Here is a 19,312-nt window from a genome sequence, read left to right on the forward strand (position 1 = left end):
CCCCAAGCTTGCCGAAACCGCCGCGCGGCAATGCCGGCCTCAGGACATCGCGATGCGACCCCGGCAATTCCATCCGGGCTGCTCATACTGTAGAGCTTCGACCATCGTGAACGGAACGTCAGAAGGCGATAGGGGTCCCGGGGCCATGCCTGGCGGCCAGGCCGCAGCGGGGGGCACATGAACCGGCTCACCCATCTGCTGCTGCCCCTGCCCTCCACCCGCTTCGGCGGAACCGAAGGTCATAGCGCGCAGCTCGCGGCCCGCCTCGCGAGCCAGCCGGGACTGCGGGTGACCCTGGCGGCGGAGCCCGCGCTCCATCCCGCGCTCCGCGCCGCCATGCCGGCGGGCCATGACCGCGCGGTTCTTCGCGCCGCGGCGATCGGCTGGCAGGATGGCGTGGCGCCCGAGGACAATGGCGCGCGACAGCAGGCGGCGGCGGCGACCCTGATCGCGGAGGTCGCGCCGGACCTGGTGCTGCTGCCCCTGCCCTGGCCGAATGCGGGGATCGGCCTGCTGCGCGCCGCGGCGCATCTGCCGCGACTGGTGGTGCTGCATCTGGCCCCGGATGGCGCCATCCCGCTCGGCATCGCCGACGCACTGCCGGACATCGCCGCCGCCGATGCCGGCTGGTGCGCCGTCTCCGACCCGGGTGCCCGACGTGCGGAACGGATCTTCGACCTGCCACCGGGCAGCGTGGCGCAGATCGACAATCCGGCACCCACCCCGCCCCGGGCGGACGTCACGATGGTGCGCGCCGCCTTGCGGGGCGCGCTCGGCCTGGCGCCGGGCGCGCCGTTGCTGCTGTTCGTCGGCCGGCTGGAACAGGCCAAGGGCGCGCATCTGCTGCCCGCCATCGCCGCCGATGCCGGCATGGTGCTGGCCTGTGCCGGCAGCGGTCCCTTGCGCGCCGCGCTGGACCGCCGGGCGGCGGTCGATCCGGCCAGGCGGTTGCGGATGCTCGGCCACCTCGCCGACCCCACCGCCTGGTACCAGGCCGCCGATGCGCTGCTGCTGCCCTCGGTGCTGGAGGGGCTGCCGCTGGTCTTCCTCGAAGCCGCCGCGGCGCAATGCCCCGTCATCGCCACGGAGTCGGCGCTGGAGGGCTTCGGGGACGAGGCTGGCAGCCTGGCGCGGCTGGTGCCGAAGGCCAGCGCCGAGGCCTTCGCCGCGGCGGCGCGGGAGGTGCTGGCCAACCCGGCCGCCACCGCGCGCCGTGTCCGCCTGGCCCGGGACGAGGCCGCCCGCAGGTCCTGGGATCGCATCCTGCCCGAATGGCTCGGCCTGCTGCGCGCCGCCGCCGCCCGGCACAAAGCCCATCGACCGGAGACGACCGCATGACCGCCTTCCTCATCGATGACGCCGCGAGGGGCAGCCTCGCCGCCGGACATCCGACCGTGGTCGCGGCCCCCGGGATGACGGGGCTGGAGGCCCTGCCCCTGGCCGTGCTGCGTCCGGACAACGGCGTCCTGCGCCTCGACGGCGCCGCCCCGGGGGCAGCGGTGCCGCTGCCCCCGGGCCTGCGGCCGCTGGCCATCCTGGCCCCGGATGGGGATGCGGCGGCGCCCCTTGTCGCCGGGCTGCCCTTCGGGATTCCCCCTCTCATCGGGCACGATCCGATGCCCGGGCTGATGGCGCTGCTGGTGCAGACGATGGCCGATCTGCGGGCCGAGCGACTGGCCTTGCTGGGTGCCCCCGGCAGCCGCCCGCCCGCCGCCCGCAGGATGCTCATCGATCTGCCGCCGGTCCCCCAGGAAGCGTCGCTGCCGCAGCGCATCGCCCAGCATTTCGGACGGCCGGCGGAAGGGCTGGCCAGCATCGCACTGCATGTCGCCGCGGCCCGCGCCACGGCCGCCAGCCAGTTGCGCGTGCGCCTGCTCGCCGCCGGCCGGGTGCTCGCCGCCTGGGTGGTGCCCGGCGATGAGGTCCAGGGCGGCTGGCTGGCGCTGGACCTGCCGCGCCCGGCCCCGCCCGGCCCGGCGGAGGCCGTGCTGGATGTGGCGGTGGAGACGGCGAGCGGCGAGACGCTGGTACTGTCCGCCGGCGGCCTGGGCGCCACCGCGCCGCTGGCGCTCCGCGCCGAGGTGGCGGAGCTGCATCACCTGGTGCTGCCGCGCCATTTCGACTGGGCGGCCTGCGACCTGCACGCGCTGGTGCCGGGCGTCGCCATGCCACTGGCGCCACAGGCGATGCAGGCGGCGTCGCTGTCCGGGGCCAGCCAGCGCATGGTGGCAGCGGGATCCGAGGCGCCACGGATGATGCTGGACATCGAGCCCGGCGCGACCGCGACGCTCCAGCCGCCAAGCCTGTCGCCCGGCGCGGCCGACCTGGCCCTGGCCGAACTCACCTGCCGGCTCGGCGATCCCTCCAGCCTGCGGGCCAGCCTCCAGGCGGGACCGGAGGGGGGCGCGGGGCGCGATTCCGGCTGGCGACTGGCCGATCCCAACGGAGCGCTGCGCATCAGCCTGCCGCTTCCCGCGGATCTGGGTGGCGGGCTTTGGCTGACGCTGGTGCTGCGCAACACCGGCACGGCGCCCTTGGCGGTCGAGGTTTCAACCCTGGCGCTGATGGCGGGCGCCGCGGGTGTGCCACGTCGCCCGCCGCCGGGACTTGGCGCCTCGGCATTCGCCGCGGCCACCCAGCCCCTGCGCCTGGCCGTGCCCCTGCCCGGCGACGCCCCGCCCGCGCCGATCGAGGCCGCGCCACTGGCCATCGGCCTGCCGGGACCGGCGCCAAACCCCCCCGCCGCTCCACCGCCGCTGCTGGGTGGCGAGGCCGGCGCCCCATTGCCGCCACCAGCGCCGGCCGCCGTCATGCCCATGGCGCCGCCCGTCGCGGTGCCTGTCGTGGCCGGCGAAATGGCACCCGGCGGGGCCGACTTCCAGGACATCAAGCTGCACCAGCACACGACGAATACCGATGGCTCCTACCAGCACATCGATCTCAGCCTGACCGGGCTGGTGGCGCCGGCCGGGGTGTGGCGGGAGGCGCGGCTGAAACTGTTCGACCGCCGCGGCACCGTCGGGCTGGAGTTCCGCCGCATCAAGGGCTGGCCGGCGATGTTCGAAGCCTGGCCGCATGGCGGCAGCGACCAGTACGGCCCCTTCTGGCGGGTGGAGACCCAGGGCACGGCGGAGGCGATGAGCAAGCTCACCTCCGCCCAGGACCGCGCCATGCTGGCCGCGCTGATGGAGTTGCTGCCGGGCCTGGCACGCCACGCGGCCCGGGTGGCCGGCCTGCCGCCGGAAGAGCACGACAATTGGGCCGAGCGTGGCCGCATCATGTCCGCCGCGGTGGATGCCACCCGCGGCGCGCCACAACGCCCGAGCGTCGGGCCAGGCTGATCAGCCCAGCCAGCTCGCCAGCCGCGCCGCCACGGAATCCCAGCGCGCGGCGAAGTGGCGGTGCAGCGCCCAGTCCACGCCATTCAATGCCGTCATCCGCGCGACCAGCTTCGGGTCGGAGAGGCGCGCGGTGATGCCGACACGCTCCTCCGCGCCTTCCTCATTCACCCGCAGCCGCGCCGCCGGGCCGCGGGCCTGGCCGAGCAGCAGCCGGGTCAGGGCCCGGAAGCCCAGCGGGTAGCGCTCCTGCAACCCGAGAAAGGCATAATGCGCCTCGACATGCGCGATGGCGGCGGCGGCATCCCCGGCATCCAGGATCGCCTTCGGCACCAGGTGCCGCGCGGCCCGGTTGCGCTGGCCGGGCAGGTCGAGAAAGGCGTCGAAATCCGGCACGCGCCGCCGCACCTCCTCCGACAGGGGATGCATGCGGGAGCGCTGGTAGAGATAGTCGGAGATCAGCCGCGCGGCCGGGTCCCGCAGCATGGTGAACAGCCGGGTCCCCGGCACGCCCTGCGCCAGCCGCACGACCTGGCGCTGCTGCACATGGCCGGAGGCGAAGCGGAAGGGGGCGAGGCGATAGGCGTCCAGCGCCTGTTCCACCGCGACGTCGTAGCGCTGCATCGCCGGGCGGCCGCGGTCCAGATGATCGATATGCAGGCTGCGATAGGGCGCCAGATCCTTCGCCAACTCGGCCGAGAGCGAGGAGCCGGCGGTCTTCGGCACGTGCACGAACAGCCAGAGCGGCGGCGCGGGCGTGGCGCAGGCCATCCAGTGCTCGAAATCACCGGCGAAAAAGGCCTGCAGCGGGGTCATGCGGTGACCAGGGCCGGGACCAGGGCCGGCGCGGCGGCCCGCAGCCGCTGCGCCACATGGTCATGCAGCGCGCAGTCCAGCGGGTTCAGCGCGCGGATGCGGTCGGCCAGCTCCGGGCTCACCACCTCCCCGCCATCGTCATCCGTGTTCACATTGGCCCGCAGCCGCGGCGTGCGGGGCGACCCGGCCAGGGTGGTGAGGGTGCGGAAGCTCAGGTCATACATCTCCTGAACCCCGACGAAGGCGAAGCGATCCATCACATGGGCGATGGCGGCGGCGGCGTCGCGCTTCACCAGGATGTCCCGCGGCAGCAGGTGCACGGCCGCCTTGTCCATCTCCCAGCGCAGGTCGAGATAGGCCTCCAGCGTCGGGACCCGGGTCCGGAAGGCCTCGAAGCCCGGGTGGCGGGCGGATCGCTGGTGGCGATAGTCCGACACCACCCGTGCCACCGGGTCGCGCAGCAGGGTGATGAAGCGCGCCTGGGGCAGGCGTTGCGCGATGCGGGCCACATGGCGGGCCAGGATATGGCCGGAGGCGAAGCGGATGCCGCGCGGCCCGGCCTGGTCCAGGAAGCGCTCCACCGCATCATCGATGCGATCGCTGAAGCTGCGCGTGGTATCCGTGTAGTCGACATGGATGTTGATGTCGGGCGGCAGGATCGCGGCGAGTTCGGCGCGCAGCGAGGTCCCGGCGGTCTTCGGCACATGCACGAAGATGCAGGGGCCCTGGTCCAGCCGCGCCGCCCGCAGGTAGTCGCTGGTCAGACCCGCGAACAACATTGGCATCGACATCGGTGGCAGGCCTCGCTTGGCTTCGGATCAGTCGGAAATCAGGCCGCGCAGATGCGCCAGCACCTGCTCCGCCGCCTCGGCCGGGGTCTGGCCTTCGGTCTCGACGCGCAGCTCGGGATGTTCCGGCGCCTCATAGGGGCTGCTGATGCCGGTGAAGTTGCGGATCGTGCCCTCGATCGCCTTGGCGTAGAGCCCCTTGGGGTCGCGGCGGATGCAGGCCTCGATCGGGGTATCGACGAAGACCTCGATGAATTCCTCCGTGCCCATCATCTCCCGCACCATCTGCCGCTCGGCGCGGAAGGGGGAGATGAAGGAGCACAGCACGATCAGCCCGGCATCGACGAACAGCTTCGCCACCTCTCCCACCCGGCGGATGTTCTCCACCCGGTCGGCATCGGTGAATCCCAGGTCGCGGTTCAGGCCGTGGCGCAGGTTGTCGCCATCCAGCGTGTAGGTGTGGCGGCCCTCGGCGTGCAGCGCCTGTTCCACCAGCTTGGCGATGGTCGACTTGCCGGAGCCCGACAGGCCGGTGAACCAGATGGCGCGCGGCTTCTGCCGGTCCAGCGCGGCGCGCGCCGCCTTGTCCACCAGGAATTCCTCCTGGTGGATATTGGTGGCGCGGCGCAGGCTGAAGCTGACCATGCCGGCGGCGGCGGTGCGGTTGCTGAAGCGGTCCACCAGCACGAAGCCGCCGGTCTGGCGGTTCTCGGCATAGGGGTCGAGCGGCACGCGCTGGGCGGCGGAAAGGTTGCAGAAGCCGATCTCGTTCAGCTCCAGCCGCCGCGCCGCCTGATGTTCCAGCGTGTTCACATCGACGCGGTGGCGGATGGAGGTGACGGAGACCGGCGTCCAGAGATGGCCGGCGCGCATCAGGTACTGCCGCCCGGGCAGCAGCGGTTCCTCGTCCATCCACAGGATATGGGCGGCGAACTGGTCGGTGACGGCGGGGCGTTCGGCCGGCGGGGCGAGCACGTCGCCGCGGGCCACGTCCACCTCATCGGCCAGGCAGATCGTCACCGCCTCCCCCGCCACCGCTTCCGGCTGGTCGCCATCGGGGCCGAGGATGCGGGCGACGGTGCTGGCCTTGCCCGAGGCCGCGACCACCACGGGATCGGCCAGCGCCACGCGGCCGGAGGCGACAGTGCCGGCGAATCCGCGAAAATCCTGGTTCGGCCGGTTCACCCATTGCACGGGGAAGCGGAAGGGCCGCGACGCCGCCTCGGCCTCCGGCTCCACCTGTTCCAGATGCGCGATCAGCGTCGGGCCGCGATGCCAGGGCGTGTTGCCGGAGAGCGAGGAGACATTGTCGCCGAAGCGGGCGGAGACCGGAATCGGCTGCATCGTGTGGAAGCCGAGCCCGGCGGCGAAATGGGAAAAATCGCCGGTGATGCGGTCGAAGACCGCCTGGTCGAAGCCCACCAGGTCGATCTTGTTCACCGCCAGCACCACATGCCGGATGCCGAGCAGGGAGCAGATATAGGCATGGCGCCGCGTCTGGGTCAGCACGCCGCGGCGTGCGTCGCAAAGGATGATGGCGAGGTCGGAATTGGACGCGCCGGTCGCCATGTTGCGTGTGTACTGCTCATGCCCCGGCGTGTCGGCGACGATGAAGCTGCGGCGGGGCGTGGCGAAGAAGCGGTAGGCGACGTCGATGGTGATGCCCTGCTGGCGCTCCGCCTCCAGCCCATCGACCAGCAGCGCGAGGTCCACCTCCTCCCCCAGCGTGCCGTGCTTGCGGCTGTCCTTGGTGATGCTGGCCAGCGTGTCTTCCATGATGAGGCGGCTGTCGAACAGCAGGCGGCCGATCAGCGTGGACTTGCCGTCGTCGACGGAACCGCAGGTCAGGAAGCGCAGCAGGCCGCGCTGTTCGACGTCCTGGCGGGAGGCGGCGTGGCGAGGCGTGTCGGTCATCTGGTCCGTCTGACCCAATCTTGTCGTTCGGCTATCCCATGGCCGGCCTTGCCGGGGCAAGATGCGCGGCGACCGACGGGAGCCCCACGACCATGACCGATCACGCCCCCTTGCTGGCCCGCTTCGCCGCCATCGCCGCGGAGGCTGGCGCGCGCATCGTGGAGGTGCGCGCCCGGCCGCATGACGTGACCGCCAAGGCCGATGGATCTCCACTGACCGAGGCCGACCTGGCGGCGGAGGCGGTGATCGCCGCCGCCCTGCCCGCCGCCGCCCCCGGCATCGCCGTGGTGTCGGAAGAAGATGCGCAGCGCAGGGCGCCACCACCGGGCGCGCCCTTCATCCTGGTCGACCCGCTGGACGGCACGCGGGAATTCCTTGGCCCCTCCGGCGAGTTCACGGTGAACATCGCCCTGATCGAGGACGGGCGGCCGGTCTGCGGCGTGGTCTATGCGCCCGCCCTCGGCCGCATCTGGCGCGGCGCGCTCGGCCTGGGCGCGGCCATGGCGACGCTGCCGCCCGGTGCCGATCCGGCCCGCGCCGCCTGGCGGCCGATCCGCGCAAGGCCCTGCCCGGCGGCGGACTGGACCGCGGTGGCCAGCCGGTCGCACATGGACCCGGAGACGCAGGCCTATCTCGCCCGGCTGCCGATCGGCGAGCATCGCGCCATCGGTTCCTCCCTGAAGTTCTGCCTGCTGGCGGAGGGGGTGGCGGATGTCTATCCGCGCTTCGGCCCGACCATGGAATGGGACACGGCGGCCGGCCAGGCGGTGCTGGAGGCGGCCGGCGGCCGGGTGGAGACGCCGGAGGGCGCGCCCTTCACCTATGGCAAGGCGCAGGGCGGCTTCCGCAATGGCAGCTTCATCGCCTGGGGCGCCGGCTGATCCCCCGCGCCCGGCGCCGCCCGGTTCCGGGATGATGGGATCCGCCTGTTGCTGGCGGCCGACCATTGCTTGGCCTGGACCGGGAAGCGGTGCATAAATTGCCCCGGTCCACGGAACATGCCGGAGGTCTGGCCGCCAACAAAAGGTCTGGCCTCCAAGAACAGGTCTGGCAAGAACCGGTCTGGACGCGTTGTGGTCGGGCCAGGACGGCGCGAGATGGCAGGCCAAGGCCCGTCCCGGTCCTGCCAGGTTGGGACAACCTGTCGGGGGGCGACCACCCGGCAGGTGTGACATATGGGCGTGCGCCCCATTGGAGGTTGGTCTGCAACTCAGCCTGAAATGCCTCATCCCCCTGCCGGATGGCCGCTGCCTGCTCCTCGGCCGGGCCAGCGCTCCGGCGGCGGTCGGTGCGGAGCTGGCCCTGATGGAGGGGGACACCGCCTGCCCGATCGCGCATGGCGCCTTCTACCCCCTGCCCGCGCAGCACGGGACGGAGGGTTCGGGCGCCGCGCCGGCCCATGGCTTCTCCCTGATCGCCGACCGCGTGCCCAAGTCACCCCGCCTGGTCCTGCGTGCCGGTGGGGGGTCCGCCAGCGCGGAGAGCGTCGAACATATCTTCGAGACCGCGGAGGCGGCCGGCACATCGGGGCTGGCAAAGCTGCTGGCCGATCAGCCGCCGGCGCTGGGCTTCGCCCTGCTGCGCGACGCCGGCACCCATGCCGCGCTGGCCAGCCTGATGACCCTGGGCGGTGCCCCGTTGGGCGCCTTCGCCGAATGGATGGCGCGCCTGCATCCGGTGCGCGGCAGGACCGTGGAGAACCTGCCCGGCGTTGAGGAGGCGGAGGCGCTGCATTCCCTCGGCGGGGATATACTGGTGGTCGTGCGCGGCGGCGCGGCTTTCCCGCCCGAGGCGCGGTTGGAACTCGCTTTGGTCGGGCTGCTGCCAGGGGCTGGCCCGCTGGCGTCGCGCGCCGTGGCGCTGCCGCTGTTCGATGGGCATGCGGCCGCGCTGCCTCAGGCCCTGGTGCTGCATGGGCGCATCGACCCCGCCTGGCTCGACCGGCTGTCGGCGCTGGAAGTCGTGCTGCAGCTGCGGATGGGGGCGGAGGAGGTGCATCTCCTGCGCTGCCGGCCGCGCGCCGCGACGGTGCCGGATCTGCTCGATGCGGTCTGCCGCACAACCCTTCTCGCGGAAGCGGGGGAAGCTGGCAGCACCGAGGCGCTGGGCCTGTTGCGGCTGCTGACGGCGCGGCGGGAAGCCGCCTTCGAGCCTATGCTGGCCAGCCTCGCCGCCCAGTGCCCCCAGGATGCGGATGCAGGCGGCCAGTTGCCGCGCATCGGCCTGATCCTGGGCGCCGACGACCCGGTCGCAACCCGGCTGCTCCAGGTCACCGCCCCGGAATTCGAGGGACGCTGCGACCAACTGCTGATCCTGGGCGATGCGGCGGAGGAGGTGGCGCAGGCCTTCCTGCGGCGCGGCCGCCTGCCGGTCCTGGTCGGGCCGGCCGCCGTGGCCGCGCTGCGCCAGGCCGGCGGTGTCGCCGCGGTGCTGGTGGTGGAGGCGCCGCGCTTCGCCGAGGCGGTGGCGAGGGGCCGTCCGGCGGAGGCCTTTTCCCGCCCCCTCGGTGCCGCGGACCTGGCGCGGCTGCTGGCACTGCATGGCGCGGCCGGCTGCGAGCCGGGGCTGGAGGATTCGCTGGTCCGGCTGCTGCGCCTGGAACGGCACAGGCCCGGGGAGGCCGCCTTCCTGCCGGTGCCGCGCGGCTGGAGCAGCCCGCATGCGGCGGAGCTGGTGAACGCCCATCTGGCGCGGCTATGGACGGCGGGCCTGAAGACGCAGGGCCTGAGGACGGAAGGGCTGGCGGCGCATGTCTGAGGCCAGGAACCCGGCCGGCCGGGTCTGCATCGTCGCCCATTCCCATCCGGAATTCTCCAAGGGCGGCGGCGAGCTGGCGGCGTACCGACAATTCGAGACCATGCGCCATGCGGGGCGGGACGTGCTGTTCGTCGGCGCCTGCGAGATCGGCACGCTCTATGCCGAGACCCATGACATCGAGACGGTGATGCCCTTCGGCGAGGGCGAATACGTCTTTTCCTTCGCCGGCATGGCGGAGGACCGGCTGGCCTGGGACGACCCGTTCCAGCGTGGCGTGCTGGTCGATTTTCTCGCCGGGCTGGATTGCGAGGTCTACCACTTCCACCACTACTGGCGGCTGGGCATCGACCTGATCGATGCGCTGATGCAGGCGCGGCCGAAGGCGCGCTTCGTCCTGACCACCCATGAGATGCTGGCCATCTGCCTGCATCACGGCCAGATGGTGAAGACCAGGTCGCGGGAGCTGTGCCGCAAGGAATCGCCGCTGCGCTGCCTGGCCTGCTTCCCGGACCAGACCCTGGAACGCTTCGCCTATCGCAAGGCCACGCTGCTTTCGGTGCTGTCGCGCTTCGATGCGGTGATCCACCCCAGCGAATTCATCCGCGCCCGCTACCGCGACTGGGGCCTGACCGCACCGCACGACCCGGTGGTGGAGAACTACCTGGGCGATGCCATCCTCGACCAGCCGCGCCTGCCCGCCGATGCCGCGACCATGGCGCATCGCTTCGGCTTCTTCGGCCAGCCCACCTCCTTCAAGGGGCTCGACGTTCTGCTGCGGGCGCTGCCAATGGCGCTGCGCGGCAATCCGGACATCGTGCTGACGGTGTTCGGCGCGGAGCGGGAGGATGTGCTGCGGCTGTTCCCGACGCTGGAGACGATGGTGGAGGCCGCCGGCCCCAGCCTGACCTTCGCCGGCCGCTACGACCCGACCGATGCGGTGGATTTGATGCGCAGCGTTGGCTGGGTGGTGGTGCCGAGCATCTGGTGGGAGAATTCGCCGGTGGTGATCCAGGAGGCGCGGCGCGCCGGCACGCCGCTGATCGTCTCCGACATCGGCGGCATGGCGGAGAAGGTGCTGCGCGATGTGGACGGGCTGCACTTCAAGCGCGCCGCGCCGGTCGACCTGGCGCGGGTGATGGTGCAGGCGACCGACCCGGAACTGCGCGCCGCGCTCGGCGCGAGCATCCGCGATGTCATGGGCCGCGCGGAATTCCTCGCGGCGCTCGATGCGGCGACGGGCATGGCACGACAGCGGAGCTGATGCTGGTCAGTGGGCTATACGCGCCGATGGACTGGCGACGCTGGCGCGAAAGGTGTCGCCTCGCCTTGTCCTGCCTCAACCCAGACCGTCGAACTGGTCCAGCAACGGCCTCAGCGCCGCCAGATCAATGGTGAAGTCGGATTGCATGCCGAGTTGTGGCCGATCCGCCTTGCCATGCAGGCTCCAGTACGCGCCACGCTTGTGGCATATCAGGTCGTAAAAGAAGTCATCCATCATGAATTCGGTGGTGAGCGCCAGCAACCGGACCCCGGCGGGTGCGAAGGCGATATTCGTGAGCGCGGCGCCAAGGTTGCCGACGATATGAGAGGCCGAGGCGAACAGCGCCATCTGCTCTCGCAGCGTCATCGCCTCGGGCGAGACCACCTCGTATCCGAGGGGGGTCAGCATGGCCATCACCTCATCCTGGTTAAGGATCTTTCGTCGTAGCGGGCCACTGCGCTGCACATAGAGCCGCCGCTCACCCGGAGGCACCGGGCCGATCGCCTCGGCTGCCAATCGCTCCAGCGTGCGAACCACGCGAGGCGCCTTGACCCAGGGCTGTACGGTCAGCGGCGCCGGGTAGATCAGGGATGGGACCGAAAGCGGGGAATCATCCGCGAAGATCACCTGTGCTTCGGTGATGCCGTAGATCGCAAGACTGTCGAGCACGACCTGGCGCATCTGTTCGGATATGTGTTTGCGGACGATGTAGTGGCACCGGGTGAGGTCGGCGATCTCTCGCACCAGGTCCAGCCGCGGCAAACTCTCCACCAACCAGTGTCCGTAATTCGAGTCCCAGCGCTGCTTGAGCAGCACATGGGTCGTATCGGCCGGTAGGGGACGAATACCGGGTGAGCCCTCCAACGTGGCGAATCCGGCTTTCGGGCTCGGGCGGAAGCAGCCTGCGAAACGCAGCGCCTGCTGCTGGTTGATCAGGCTTTCCCGGATGATGACGCCTTTCCGGGTGACCACCACGCCATCGCCCAGGATGACACAATTCTGCAAGCTGGCGACTTGCGCCTTTGGCGGCTCCACAATCTGCCCGCTCTGCGCCGAAATGGTGCGAACGATGACTGCGGGCGCGGTGAAGATGCGTGGCGTGATACGCGTATAGGCGCCTCCTGAGTCCAAGTCGCGTGTATCCGGCACGGCTTGCGCCAGATGCCGTAGTCGCAGCTTGGCAGGCAGCCGGGGACGGGGTGCCTGCGGCGCTTTTCGAATGATGACGGCGTTCCGCAGAAATACCACCATCTCCGCGGTGGCCTTGAAGTAAGTATGAAACTCATCCTTCGGCGGCTCCGTGACGAGAGCGCCTCCGGTCAGTCCTTCCGCAAGCCTTCGTACCTCATCGAAGGCGGAGAATGCGGCGCCGCCCGCATAGCGCTTGCGATGCGCATCGCCGAAGCTCGTGTGAATGTCCTCGATGATGAAGAGTCCGCCGGGCAGCAGCACCGGGTAGAGCATGCGCAGCGCGAGTATCTGCTCTGCCCAGAGATGCGTGCCATCGTCGAGGATAACGTTCGGACGCGCAGAACCCGCCAGCTTCAGCAGGAACGACGCATCCCCCGCATTGCCGATCTCGATCCGCACACGATCGGAGGCATGGCGGCTGTGCGCAGGGTCACGGTCCACGCCGATGATGCGGGCGGCGGGGAAATACTCCGCCCATGTCTTCAGGGAGGCGCCGTCATTGACGCCGATTTCCAGAACTTCGATCTCTGCCTCGCGCTGATCCCGCAGGAAGAATTCGTAGGTCCGGAGATAGTCATGGATACGTGAGGACTTGTCGCTGCCGTGCTTGAGACCGATCGCGTTCAGATCGACGGCGCCCGCAGCGGGGGGGGGGACAGGGGCTCGTCCCGACTATCGTCCCGCACGATCGACATCTCCCATACCGATATCCCGGATCATCGCCCGACCACTCAGGAGTGGACAATCCCAGGCGATCCGGCTCGTCGGAACGCCGCGCGATCTCCATGAAATCCATCGCTGGAACCTTGACCCTGCTGCCCCGCCGGCCAAGCCTGCCGGCGGAGGAACCATCCATGTCCCAAGACTCGCAGCCGGCCAGCACCCCCGCGGCGCAGCCGCCCAGCCCCGTGGCGGCCGCCCTGATGCCCGGCTTCCGGCACCAGCGCATCCGCACCGCCGGCGCGGAGATCATGACCGCCATCGGCGGCGCCGGCCCGCCGCTGTTGCTCATCCACGGCAATCCGCTGACGCATGTAAGCTGGCACAAGGTGGCGCCCGAATTGGCGAAGCGCTTCACCGTGGTCGCCATCGACCTGCGCGGCTATGGCGACAGCAGCAAGCCCGAGGGTGGCGAGGACCACGCCGCCTACAGCTTCCGCGCCATGGCGCAGGATGGCGTGGAGGTGATGCGATCCCTCGGCTTCGCGAAATTCGGCGTCGCCGGGCACGACCGTGGCGCCCGGGTGGCCTTCCGCATGGCGCTCGACCATCCGGATTGCGTGACGCAGCTCGCCTCACTGGACATCGTGCCGACCTGGCACCTACTCTCCAACATCACCCTGGGCTGGGGGCTGGAGAGCTACCACTGGTTCTTCATGGCGCAGAAGGCGCCCTTCCCCGAGAAGCTGCTCTGCGCCGACCTCGACTATTACATCAACTACAAGCTGAACAAGAAAGGCGTCGGGCTTTCCATCTTCGCGCCCGAGGCCTTTTCCGAATATGCCCGCTGCACCACGCCGGAGCAGATCCACGCGGTCTGCGAGGACTACCGCGCGACGGTGACGCTGGACTACGAGATGGACCGCGCCGATTTCGGCAAGAAGCACATTGCCTGCCCGGTGCTGGTGCTCTGGGGCAGCAACAGCCATGTCGGCCGGCACCTGGCGGTGATGGAGGCCTGGACGCCCTGGGCGCCGGACCTGCGCGGCTGGGCGATTCCGACCGGGCATTATCCGGCGGAGCAGCGGCCGGACCTGATCCTCGGCGCCTTCCTGCCCTTCTTCAGTGGGCAGGAACCAACCGAAGGGGCCGTCTAGCCCCGCGCCTGCGCCCGCCCCTGCGCCAGATCCCAGGGCAGCTGGAAGAAGATCTCGTCCCAGCCCCAGAACTGCCGCAGGGAGGTGCGCAGCGCATTCGGCGGCAGCACCGGGCGGCGGTAGTCCGCCGCCGTCACCGGCAGCACCGGGGCCAGCAGGTCGCGCCAGAAATCGGCCGACAGCCAGGCATCCACCACGCTGGCATGCCGCCCCGGCGCGAGGTCCGCGCGGCGCGGCGCGATGCGCATCGGCGGCGTGCCGAGGAAGATGCCTTCCTTGCCGAAGAACCGCGCCTCCGCCACCACCGAGGAGGAGACGCCGACGACGCTGCGGAGCCTGTCCTGCGCCAGCAGCACATAGACATTCTCCCGCGTCTCCTGCACCCGGGACAGGCGCAGGCCCACCTGGTGCAGACCAAAGCCATCCGCATTGTAGGGATGCGGCTTGTAGAGCACCGGACCCTCCGGCCCGATCGCCGCATGCAGTTGCGCGGCGAAATGCGACAGGTCCCGCAGCCGGCCATCGCGGATCAGCGCGCGGTCCACCTGGGTCTGGCCGACCAGCAGATGGGATGCCGTGATCGGCTGGCGCGGCGGCATCTTCACCGCGGTGGCGGCAAGCAGGTCGGCCCAGGGCTCGAAGACATGGTCCTCGGCATGATGCGGCAGCAGCCGCGCCAGGATCTCCGGATGGTCGGTCTGAATGGCGAACAGCACATCCGGGCCGAAGCGGTAGGGGTGGATGTTCACATCGATCCAGGGCAGGCCGAGCCAGGTGAACAGGCGCTTCTGAAGCTCCGTCAGCTCGAACCCCACCACGGCCGCGACGCCGGCGAAGGGCGCGGCCATCATGGCCAGGGCATCGCGCGGCAGGTCCGGCGCGTCGAACAGCCCGACCCAGCCCTGGACATCCGGCACGGCGCCGGCCGCCGCATAGAAGCCCGGCGTGTCGAAGCCCTGCACATCCCCGCCTGGTGGCGGGAGGTCCGGCTCATCCCAGAGCAGCGCCTGCACCGGCAGCCCGCTGGCCGCCGCCAGGGGCCGGCGCACCAGGCGGTGGAACCATTGGATATTGCCGTTCTGGGAGGGCTTGAAGGCCTTGTCCTGCGGCCGCAGCAGGTCGCCGGTGACGAGGATGCGCCGCGTCATTCAGGCCGCGCGCTCGATCCGCAGCCAGCCGAGGCCGAGGCCGAGCGTCCGCGTATCCCGCAGGGGCCCGGTCGCCGGGTCGGTGTAGCGCTCGCCATGCAGCAGCAGCGTCAACCGCGCGCCGGCGGGCAGGTTGGGCAGGATGGCGACGCCCTGGCAGGTGGCCACCGCCCCCTCCTGCGCCATCTGTTCCAGGTCGAGCTTCAACCCGTCCAGGAAGACATCCTGCCGCGAGAGGTCGAGCTTCGCGCCGAATGGCGCGCGCAGGGCCAAAGTGACGCGCAGCGGGCCGCCACCCAGCGCCGGCAGTTGCACCGTGGCGCAGCGCGAGGGGCCGGACCAGCGCAGCGCGCCGGTATCGGTCACCTCGGCCGGATACCAGCCGAAGCCGATGAAATCCTCAGCGGCCACATCGAGGGCGACGGGTCCCGCCTCCGGCACCGCCTCGCCCTCGGCGGCGGCGTGCTGGCGCTCGGCGGGGATGAAGCGCAGCGGGTCGATGCGCATCCGCGCCTCGCGCGACAGCGCATCGGCCTCACGAAGCTGGGCCAGGGCTTCCACCTGAGCGGAAAGTCGCGCGACTTCCTCCACCAGATATTCGCCGAACAGGCGGGCATCGGGGTCGAGCCGCGCCAGGAAAGGCGCCGCCACTTCCCGCATCCGCGCCGCCTGGGCATGCAGCAAAGCGGATTCGATCAGCGCGGCGGCGCGGCGATCGGGTGACAGATCAAGCAAGGGATGCTGGCCGTGCGACAGGATAGGCCCCCTCCTGCGGGCGTTGCATTGGTAGCCGAGGGCAGGCCGCGCGGCTACAGCTCCGCGACGTCGGACACGCCGGGCAGCACCTTCATCGCCTGCATCAGCCGTGGGGAGACGTTGAAGCGGCCGGGCAGGACGATCTCCACCTCCTGCCCCGGGCCGGTCATCGGCACCAGCCGCACCTCGCCGCGGCCCTTGCCTTCCCGGCCCAGCATCTCCCGTATCCGTTCCACCACGCTGCTCTGGTCGAGCCAGAGGCGGATGCCCTGGCCCTGGGACTGCGCCACCTTCTCCAGCGGCTCCAGCTCCTGCGCCGTCAGGCGCACGGTGTCGCCATCCAGCCGCACCTCGGTGGTCACCAGCAGGGCGGTGCCCTCGGTCAGCATGCCGTCGGCACGCGCCAGGGTCTCGCTGAAGAAGGTGACCTCGAAACTGCCCTCGGCGTCGGAGAAGCGGACCCAGGCCATCTTGTTGCCGGACTTGGTACGACCTGACTTCACCGCCACCACGGTGCCCGCCAGCCGCATCCGCCCCGCGCCTGCCTGTGCCTTCTCCGTGATGCGGGCGGAGGAGACGGCGCCGAGCTTGGTCAGCACGCGCTTGTAGGTGTCCAGCGGATGGGCCGAGAGGTGGAAGCCCACCGCCTCCGCCTCATAGGAAAGGCGTTCCAGCTCCGGCCAGTCCTCGGCCTCCGGCAGGCGCAGCGGGGGCGGCGCGGTCTCGGCGCCGAACATGTCCCTTGTGGGATTCAGCCGGCGCTCGGCGGCTTCCTGCGCGGCGCGAAGCACGAACTCCATGCCCTGGACCATGCGGGCGCGATTGGGCTCCAGGCTGTCGAAGGCGCCGGCCCGGGCCAGGTTTTCGAGCTGCATCTTGTTCAGCAGCTTCGGATCGACGCGGCCGGCAAAATCCGACAGCGACGCGAAGGGCGATGTGCCGTCGCGGGTGGCCACCAGTTCCTTCATCGCTGTCATGCCGACGCGCTTCACGGCGGCGAGGGCGAAACGGATGGCGGGTGTGCCGTCCTCCTTCGCCTCGATGCGGAATTCGGCGCCGCTGCGATTGATGTCCGGCGGCAGCACGGCGATGCCGAGGCGGGATGCCTCCTGCATATGCCCCGCCAGCTTGTCGGTATTGCCGAGGTCGAGCGACATGGAGGCGGCGAGGAAGGCGACCGGATGGTTCGCCTTCAGCCAGGCGGTCTGGTAGCTGACCAGGGCATAGGCGGCGGCGTGGGATTTGTTGAAGCCGTATTCGGCGAACTTCTCCATGAGATCGAAGATCTCGCCCGCCTTCGCGTCGGGAACGCCGTTCTTCGTCGCGCCCTCGACGAAGATCTTGCGCTGGGCCTCCATCTCGGAGCGGATCTTCTTGCCCATGGCGCGGCGCAGCAGGTCGGCGCCGCCCAGCGTATAGCCGGCCAGCTCCTGGCTGATCTGCATGACCTGTTCCTGGTAGACGAGGATGCCGTAGGTCTCGCCGACTATCTCCGCCATCTTCGGATGCGGCGCCGCCCAGTTCTCGCCATGCTTGCGCTGGCAATAGGCGGGGATATTGGCCATCGGACCCGGCCGGTACAGCGACACCGCCGCGATCAGATCCTCGAAGCGGTCGGGGCGCATCATGCGCAGGCATTCGCGCATGCCCTGGCCTTCGAACTGGAACACGCCCGCCGCATCGCCGCGCGCCAGCATGGCGTAGGTCTTGGCGTCATCCAGCGGCAGCGTGTCGAGGTCGATGGTGACCCCCTGCCCCTTCAGCAGCTCCACCGCGCGCTGCAGAACCGTCAGCGTCTTGAGGCCCAGGAAGTCGAACTTCACCAGGCTGGCCTGCTCGACATATTTCATCGAGTACTGGGTGATGAGGTCCGGGCTGCGCGGGTCGCGATACAGCGGCACGATATCGACCAAGGGCTCGCGCCCGATAACGACGCCGGCGGCGTGGGTGGAGGCGTTGCGGTACAGCCCCTCCAGCTCCTGCGCCACTTCCAGCAGGCGGTGCACCTGTTCGTCGCCGCGCTGCATCTCCTGCAGCTTCGGCTCGCCCTCGATCGCCTGGGCCAGCGTCACGGGCTTGGCCGGGTTGAAGGGGATCAGGCTGGCGATGCGGTCGACCTGGCCATAGGGCAGGCCCATGACGCGGCCGACGTCGCGCACCGCCGCCTTGGCCTGCAGCTTGCCGAAGGTGATGATCTGGGCGACGCGGTCCAGGCCGTATTCGCGGCGGACATAGTCGATGACCTCGTCGCGGCGGTCCTGGCAGAAGTCGATGTCGAAGTCCGGCATCGAGACGCGTTCGGGGTTCAGGAAGCGCTCGAACAGCAGGCCCCAGCGCATCGGGTCGAGGTCGGTGATGAGCAGCGCCCAGGCGGCGACGGAACCGGCGCCCGAACCACGCCCCGGCCCCACCGGAATCCCCTGCGCCTTGGCCCATTGGATGAAGTCGGCGACGATCAGGAAGTAGCCGGAAAAGCCCATGCTCTCGATGACGGAGAGCTCGTAGTCGAGGCGTTCGCGATAGGGCGCGCGCGCCGCCGCCTCCAGCCCCAGCACATCCAGCCGGCCTTCCAGGCCGCGCTTGGCCATGGTGGCGACGGTCTCCGACTCCGTCATGCCCGGCATCACCTTGGGGCAGACCGGCAGAGCGGGCTTTTTCGATTCGGCCATCACGGCGCAGCGCCGGGCGATGGCCAGGGTATTGTCGCAGGCCTCCGGCAGGTCGGCGAACAGCTTCCGCATGGCGTCGGCGGATTTGAAGAAGTGCTCGGCGGTGACGCGGCGGCGGTCGGGCTCCGCGATCACGCGGCTTTCGGCGATACACAGCAGCGCGTCGTGGGCCGCGTGCATGCTGGCCTCGGCGAAATAGACATCGTTGGTGGCGACGATGGGCAGCGCGGCCTCGTCGGCCAAAGACAGCAGCCCGGCCTCCACCATCTTCTCCATGGCCAGGCCGTGGCGCTGCAATTCCACCACCAGGTCGTCGGGGCCGAAGATGTCCCTGAGCTGCGCCAGCAGCTTCGCCGCCGCGTCGCGCCGGCCCTCGGAGAGCAGCCGCCCGAGCGGCCCGGTGGTGCCGCCGGTCAGCAGGATGATGCCCGCCCGATGCGCGTCCAGCGTGGCCAGCGAGATGCAGGGCAGGCCGGAGACATCGCTGCCGAGATAGCCGGCGGAGGACAGCCGCTGGAGATTGTCGAACCCCGCCGCATCCCGCGCCAGCGCCACGATCGGGTCCGGCCGCTGCCGCGAGGGATCGTTGCTCCGCCCACCCTCATCCGTGATGGCGCGGGACAGGAACAACTGGCAGCCCATGATCGGCTGGATGCCCTTGCCGGAACAGGCCTGGGAGAATTCCAGCGCGCCGAACAGATTGCCCGAATCGGTCAGCGCCACCGCCGGCATCCCCGCCGCCCGCGCCAGCGCCGGCAGCTTTTCCGCCTTGATCGCACCCTCGCTGAGGGAATAGGCCGAATGGGTGTGGAGATGGACGAAGGAGCTCATGCCCGGTTCCTACCACGCAAGATGGG

At 70.4% G+C, this 19,312-nt stretch carries 13 protein-coding genes; 6 read left to right on the top strand and 7 right to left on the bottom strand.

Annotated elements, in window-relative coordinates; all coding sequences use genetic code 11:
* The first annotated feature begins 177 nt into the window (after window positions 1-177).
* Together JJQ90_RS25255 and JJQ90_RS25260 are read left to right on the top strand one after the other, a co-directional pair.
* Complete coding sequence (locus JJQ90_RS25255; protein WP_216879073.1) at window positions 178-1,338, top strand: glycosyltransferase family 4 protein; 1,161 nt, start codon at window positions 178-180, stop codon at window positions 1,336-1,338.
* Window positions 1,335-3,341 carry a DUF6212 domain-containing protein gene (locus tag JJQ90_RS25260; RefSeq protein WP_216879074.1) on the top strand — a complete coding sequence of 669 codons (2,007 nt, stop codon included), beginning with the start codon at window positions 1,335-1,337 and terminating at the stop codon, window positions 3,339-3,341. Before JJQ90_RS25255 ends, JJQ90_RS25260 begins: the two co-directional genes overlap by 4 nt.
* Here the strand turns inward: JJQ90_RS25260 and JJQ90_RS25265 are convergent, their stop codons facing one another.
* From JJQ90_RS25265 to cysN, 3 genes are read right to left on the bottom strand one after another with little or no spacing between them, the layout of a single operon-like run.
* On the bottom strand, window positions 3,342-4,154 hold the full coding sequence (locus JJQ90_RS25265) for a hypothetical protein (RefSeq protein ID WP_216879075.1): 813 nt from the start codon (window positions 4,152-4,154) through the stop codon (window positions 3,342-3,344).
* The gene (locus JJQ90_RS25270) at window positions 4,151-4,933 is read right to left on the bottom strand and encodes a sulfotransferase (RefSeq protein ID WP_216879076.1); all 783 of its coding nucleotides are present in this window, start codon (window positions 4,931-4,933) and stop codon (window positions 4,151-4,153) included. Before JJQ90_RS25270 ends, JJQ90_RS25265 begins: the two co-directional genes overlap by 4 nt.
* A gap of 39 nt (window positions 4,934-4,972) precedes the next feature.
* Window positions 4,973-6,856 carry a sulfate adenylyltransferase subunit CysN gene (gene cysN, locus JJQ90_RS25275; RefSeq protein ID WP_216879077.1) on the bottom strand — a complete coding sequence of 628 codons (1,884 nt, stop codon included), beginning with the start codon at window positions 6,854-6,856 and terminating at the stop codon, window positions 4,973-4,975.
* A 92-nt stretch (window positions 6,857-6,948) separates the two neighbouring features.
* Here cysN and cysQ point away from each other — a divergent pair, with 92 nt between their 5' ends.
* From cysQ to JJQ90_RS25290, 3 genes are all read left to right on the top strand, one after another.
* Window positions 6,949-7,737, top strand: a complete 789-nt coding sequence (gene cysQ / locus JJQ90_RS25280; RefSeq protein WP_216879078.1) for a 3'(2'),5'-bisphosphate nucleotidase CysQ — start codon at window positions 6,949-6,951, stop codon at window positions 7,735-7,737.
* 310 nt (window positions 7,738-8,047) lie between these two features.
* Entirely contained in the window at window positions 8,048-9,613 is a 1,566-nt protein-coding gene (locus JJQ90_RS25285) for a hypothetical protein (protein ID WP_216879079.1), read from the top strand.
* Window positions 9,606-10,874 (top strand): glycosyltransferase, encoded by a 1,269-nt coding sequence (locus JJQ90_RS25290; RefSeq protein WP_216879080.1) that lies wholly within the window; start codon window positions 9,606-9,608, stop codon window positions 10,872-10,874. Before JJQ90_RS25285 ends, JJQ90_RS25290 begins: the two co-directional genes overlap by 8 nt.
* Before the next feature lie 75 nt (window positions 10,875-10,949).
* On the opposite strand, the gene JJQ90_RS25295 is transcribed toward JJQ90_RS25290, so the two are convergent.
* A complete protein-coding gene (locus JJQ90_RS25295) occupies window positions 10,950-12,506 on the bottom strand; it encodes a glycosyltransferase family 61 protein (protein WP_216879081.1) in 1,557 nt (518 codons plus the stop codon).
* A gap of 413 nt (window positions 12,507-12,919) precedes the next feature.
* On the opposite strand from JJQ90_RS25295, the gene JJQ90_RS25300 reads away from it, so the two are divergent.
* Window positions 12,920-13,882, top strand: coding sequence for an alpha/beta fold hydrolase (locus JJQ90_RS25300; protein ID WP_216879082.1), 963 nt, complete (start codon window positions 12,920-12,922; stop codon window positions 13,880-13,882).
* Here JJQ90_RS25300 and JJQ90_RS25305 read toward each other — a convergent pair.
* From JJQ90_RS25305 to dnaE, 3 genes are all read right to left on the bottom strand, one after another.
* The gene (locus JJQ90_RS25305) at window positions 13,879-15,030 is read right to left on the bottom strand and encodes a hypothetical protein (protein ID WP_216879083.1); all 1,152 of its coding nucleotides are present in this window, start codon (window positions 15,028-15,030) and stop codon (window positions 13,879-13,881) included. The two genes, JJQ90_RS25300 and JJQ90_RS25305, sit on opposite strands and share 4 nt — an antisense overlap.
* Complete coding sequence (locus JJQ90_RS25310; RefSeq protein ID WP_216879084.1) at window positions 15,031-15,765, bottom strand: hypothetical protein; 735 nt, start codon at window positions 15,763-15,765, stop codon at window positions 15,031-15,033.
* A 74-nt stretch (window positions 15,766-15,839) separates the two neighbouring features.
* Window positions 15,840-19,286, bottom strand: a complete 3,447-nt coding sequence (gene dnaE, locus JJQ90_RS25315; protein WP_216879085.1) for a DNA polymerase III subunit alpha — start codon at window positions 19,284-19,286, stop codon at window positions 15,840-15,842.
* Window positions 19,287-19,312: the final 26 nt, after the last annotated feature.

The sequence above is a fragment of the Falsiroseomonas oleicola genome (genome assembly GCF_019029495.1).
Taxonomy (GTDB): Bacteria; Pseudomonadota; Alphaproteobacteria; order Acetobacterales; family Acetobacteraceae; genus Falsiroseomonas; species Falsiroseomonas oleicola.

Excerpts from the sequence above, each read along its gene's own strand:
- JJQ90_RS25255 (WP_216879073.1), top strand. The coding sequence starts at position 178 with ATGAACCGGCTCACCCATCTGCTGCTGCCCCTGCCCTCCACCCGCTTC.
- JJQ90_RS25260 (WP_216879074.1), top strand. The coding sequence starts at position 1,335 with ATGACCGCCTTCCTCATCGATGACGCCGCGAGGGGCAGCCTCGCCGCC.
- JJQ90_RS25265 (WP_216879075.1), bottom strand. The coding sequence starts at position 4,154 with ATGACCCCGCTGCAGGCCTTTTTCGCCGGTGATTTCGAGCACTGGATG.
- JJQ90_RS25270 (WP_216879076.1), bottom strand. The coding sequence starts at position 4,933 with ATGTTGTTCGCGGGTCTGACCAGCGACTACCTGCGGGCGGCGCGGCTG.
- cysN (WP_216879077.1), bottom strand. The coding sequence starts at position 6,856 with ATGACCGACACGCCTCGCCACGCCGCCTCCCGCCAGGACGTCGAACAG.
- cysQ (WP_216879078.1), top strand. The coding sequence starts at position 6,949 with ATGACCGATCACGCCCCCTTGCTGGCCCGCTTCGCCGCCATCGCCGCG.
- JJQ90_RS25290 (WP_216879080.1), top strand. The coding sequence starts at position 9,606 with ATGTCTGAGGCCAGGAACCCGGCCGGCCGGGTCTGCATCGTCGCCCAT.
- JJQ90_RS25300 (WP_216879082.1), top strand. The coding sequence starts at position 12,920 with ATGTCCCAAGACTCGCAGCCGGCCAGCACCCCCGCGGCGCAGCCGCCC.
- JJQ90_RS25305 (WP_216879083.1), bottom strand. The coding sequence starts at position 15,030 with ATGACGCGGCGCATCCTCGTCACCGGCGACCTGCTGCGGCCGCAGGAC.
- dnaE (WP_216879085.1), bottom strand. The coding sequence starts at position 19,286 with ATGAGCTCCTTCGTCCATCTCCACACCCATTCGGCCTATTCCCTCAGC.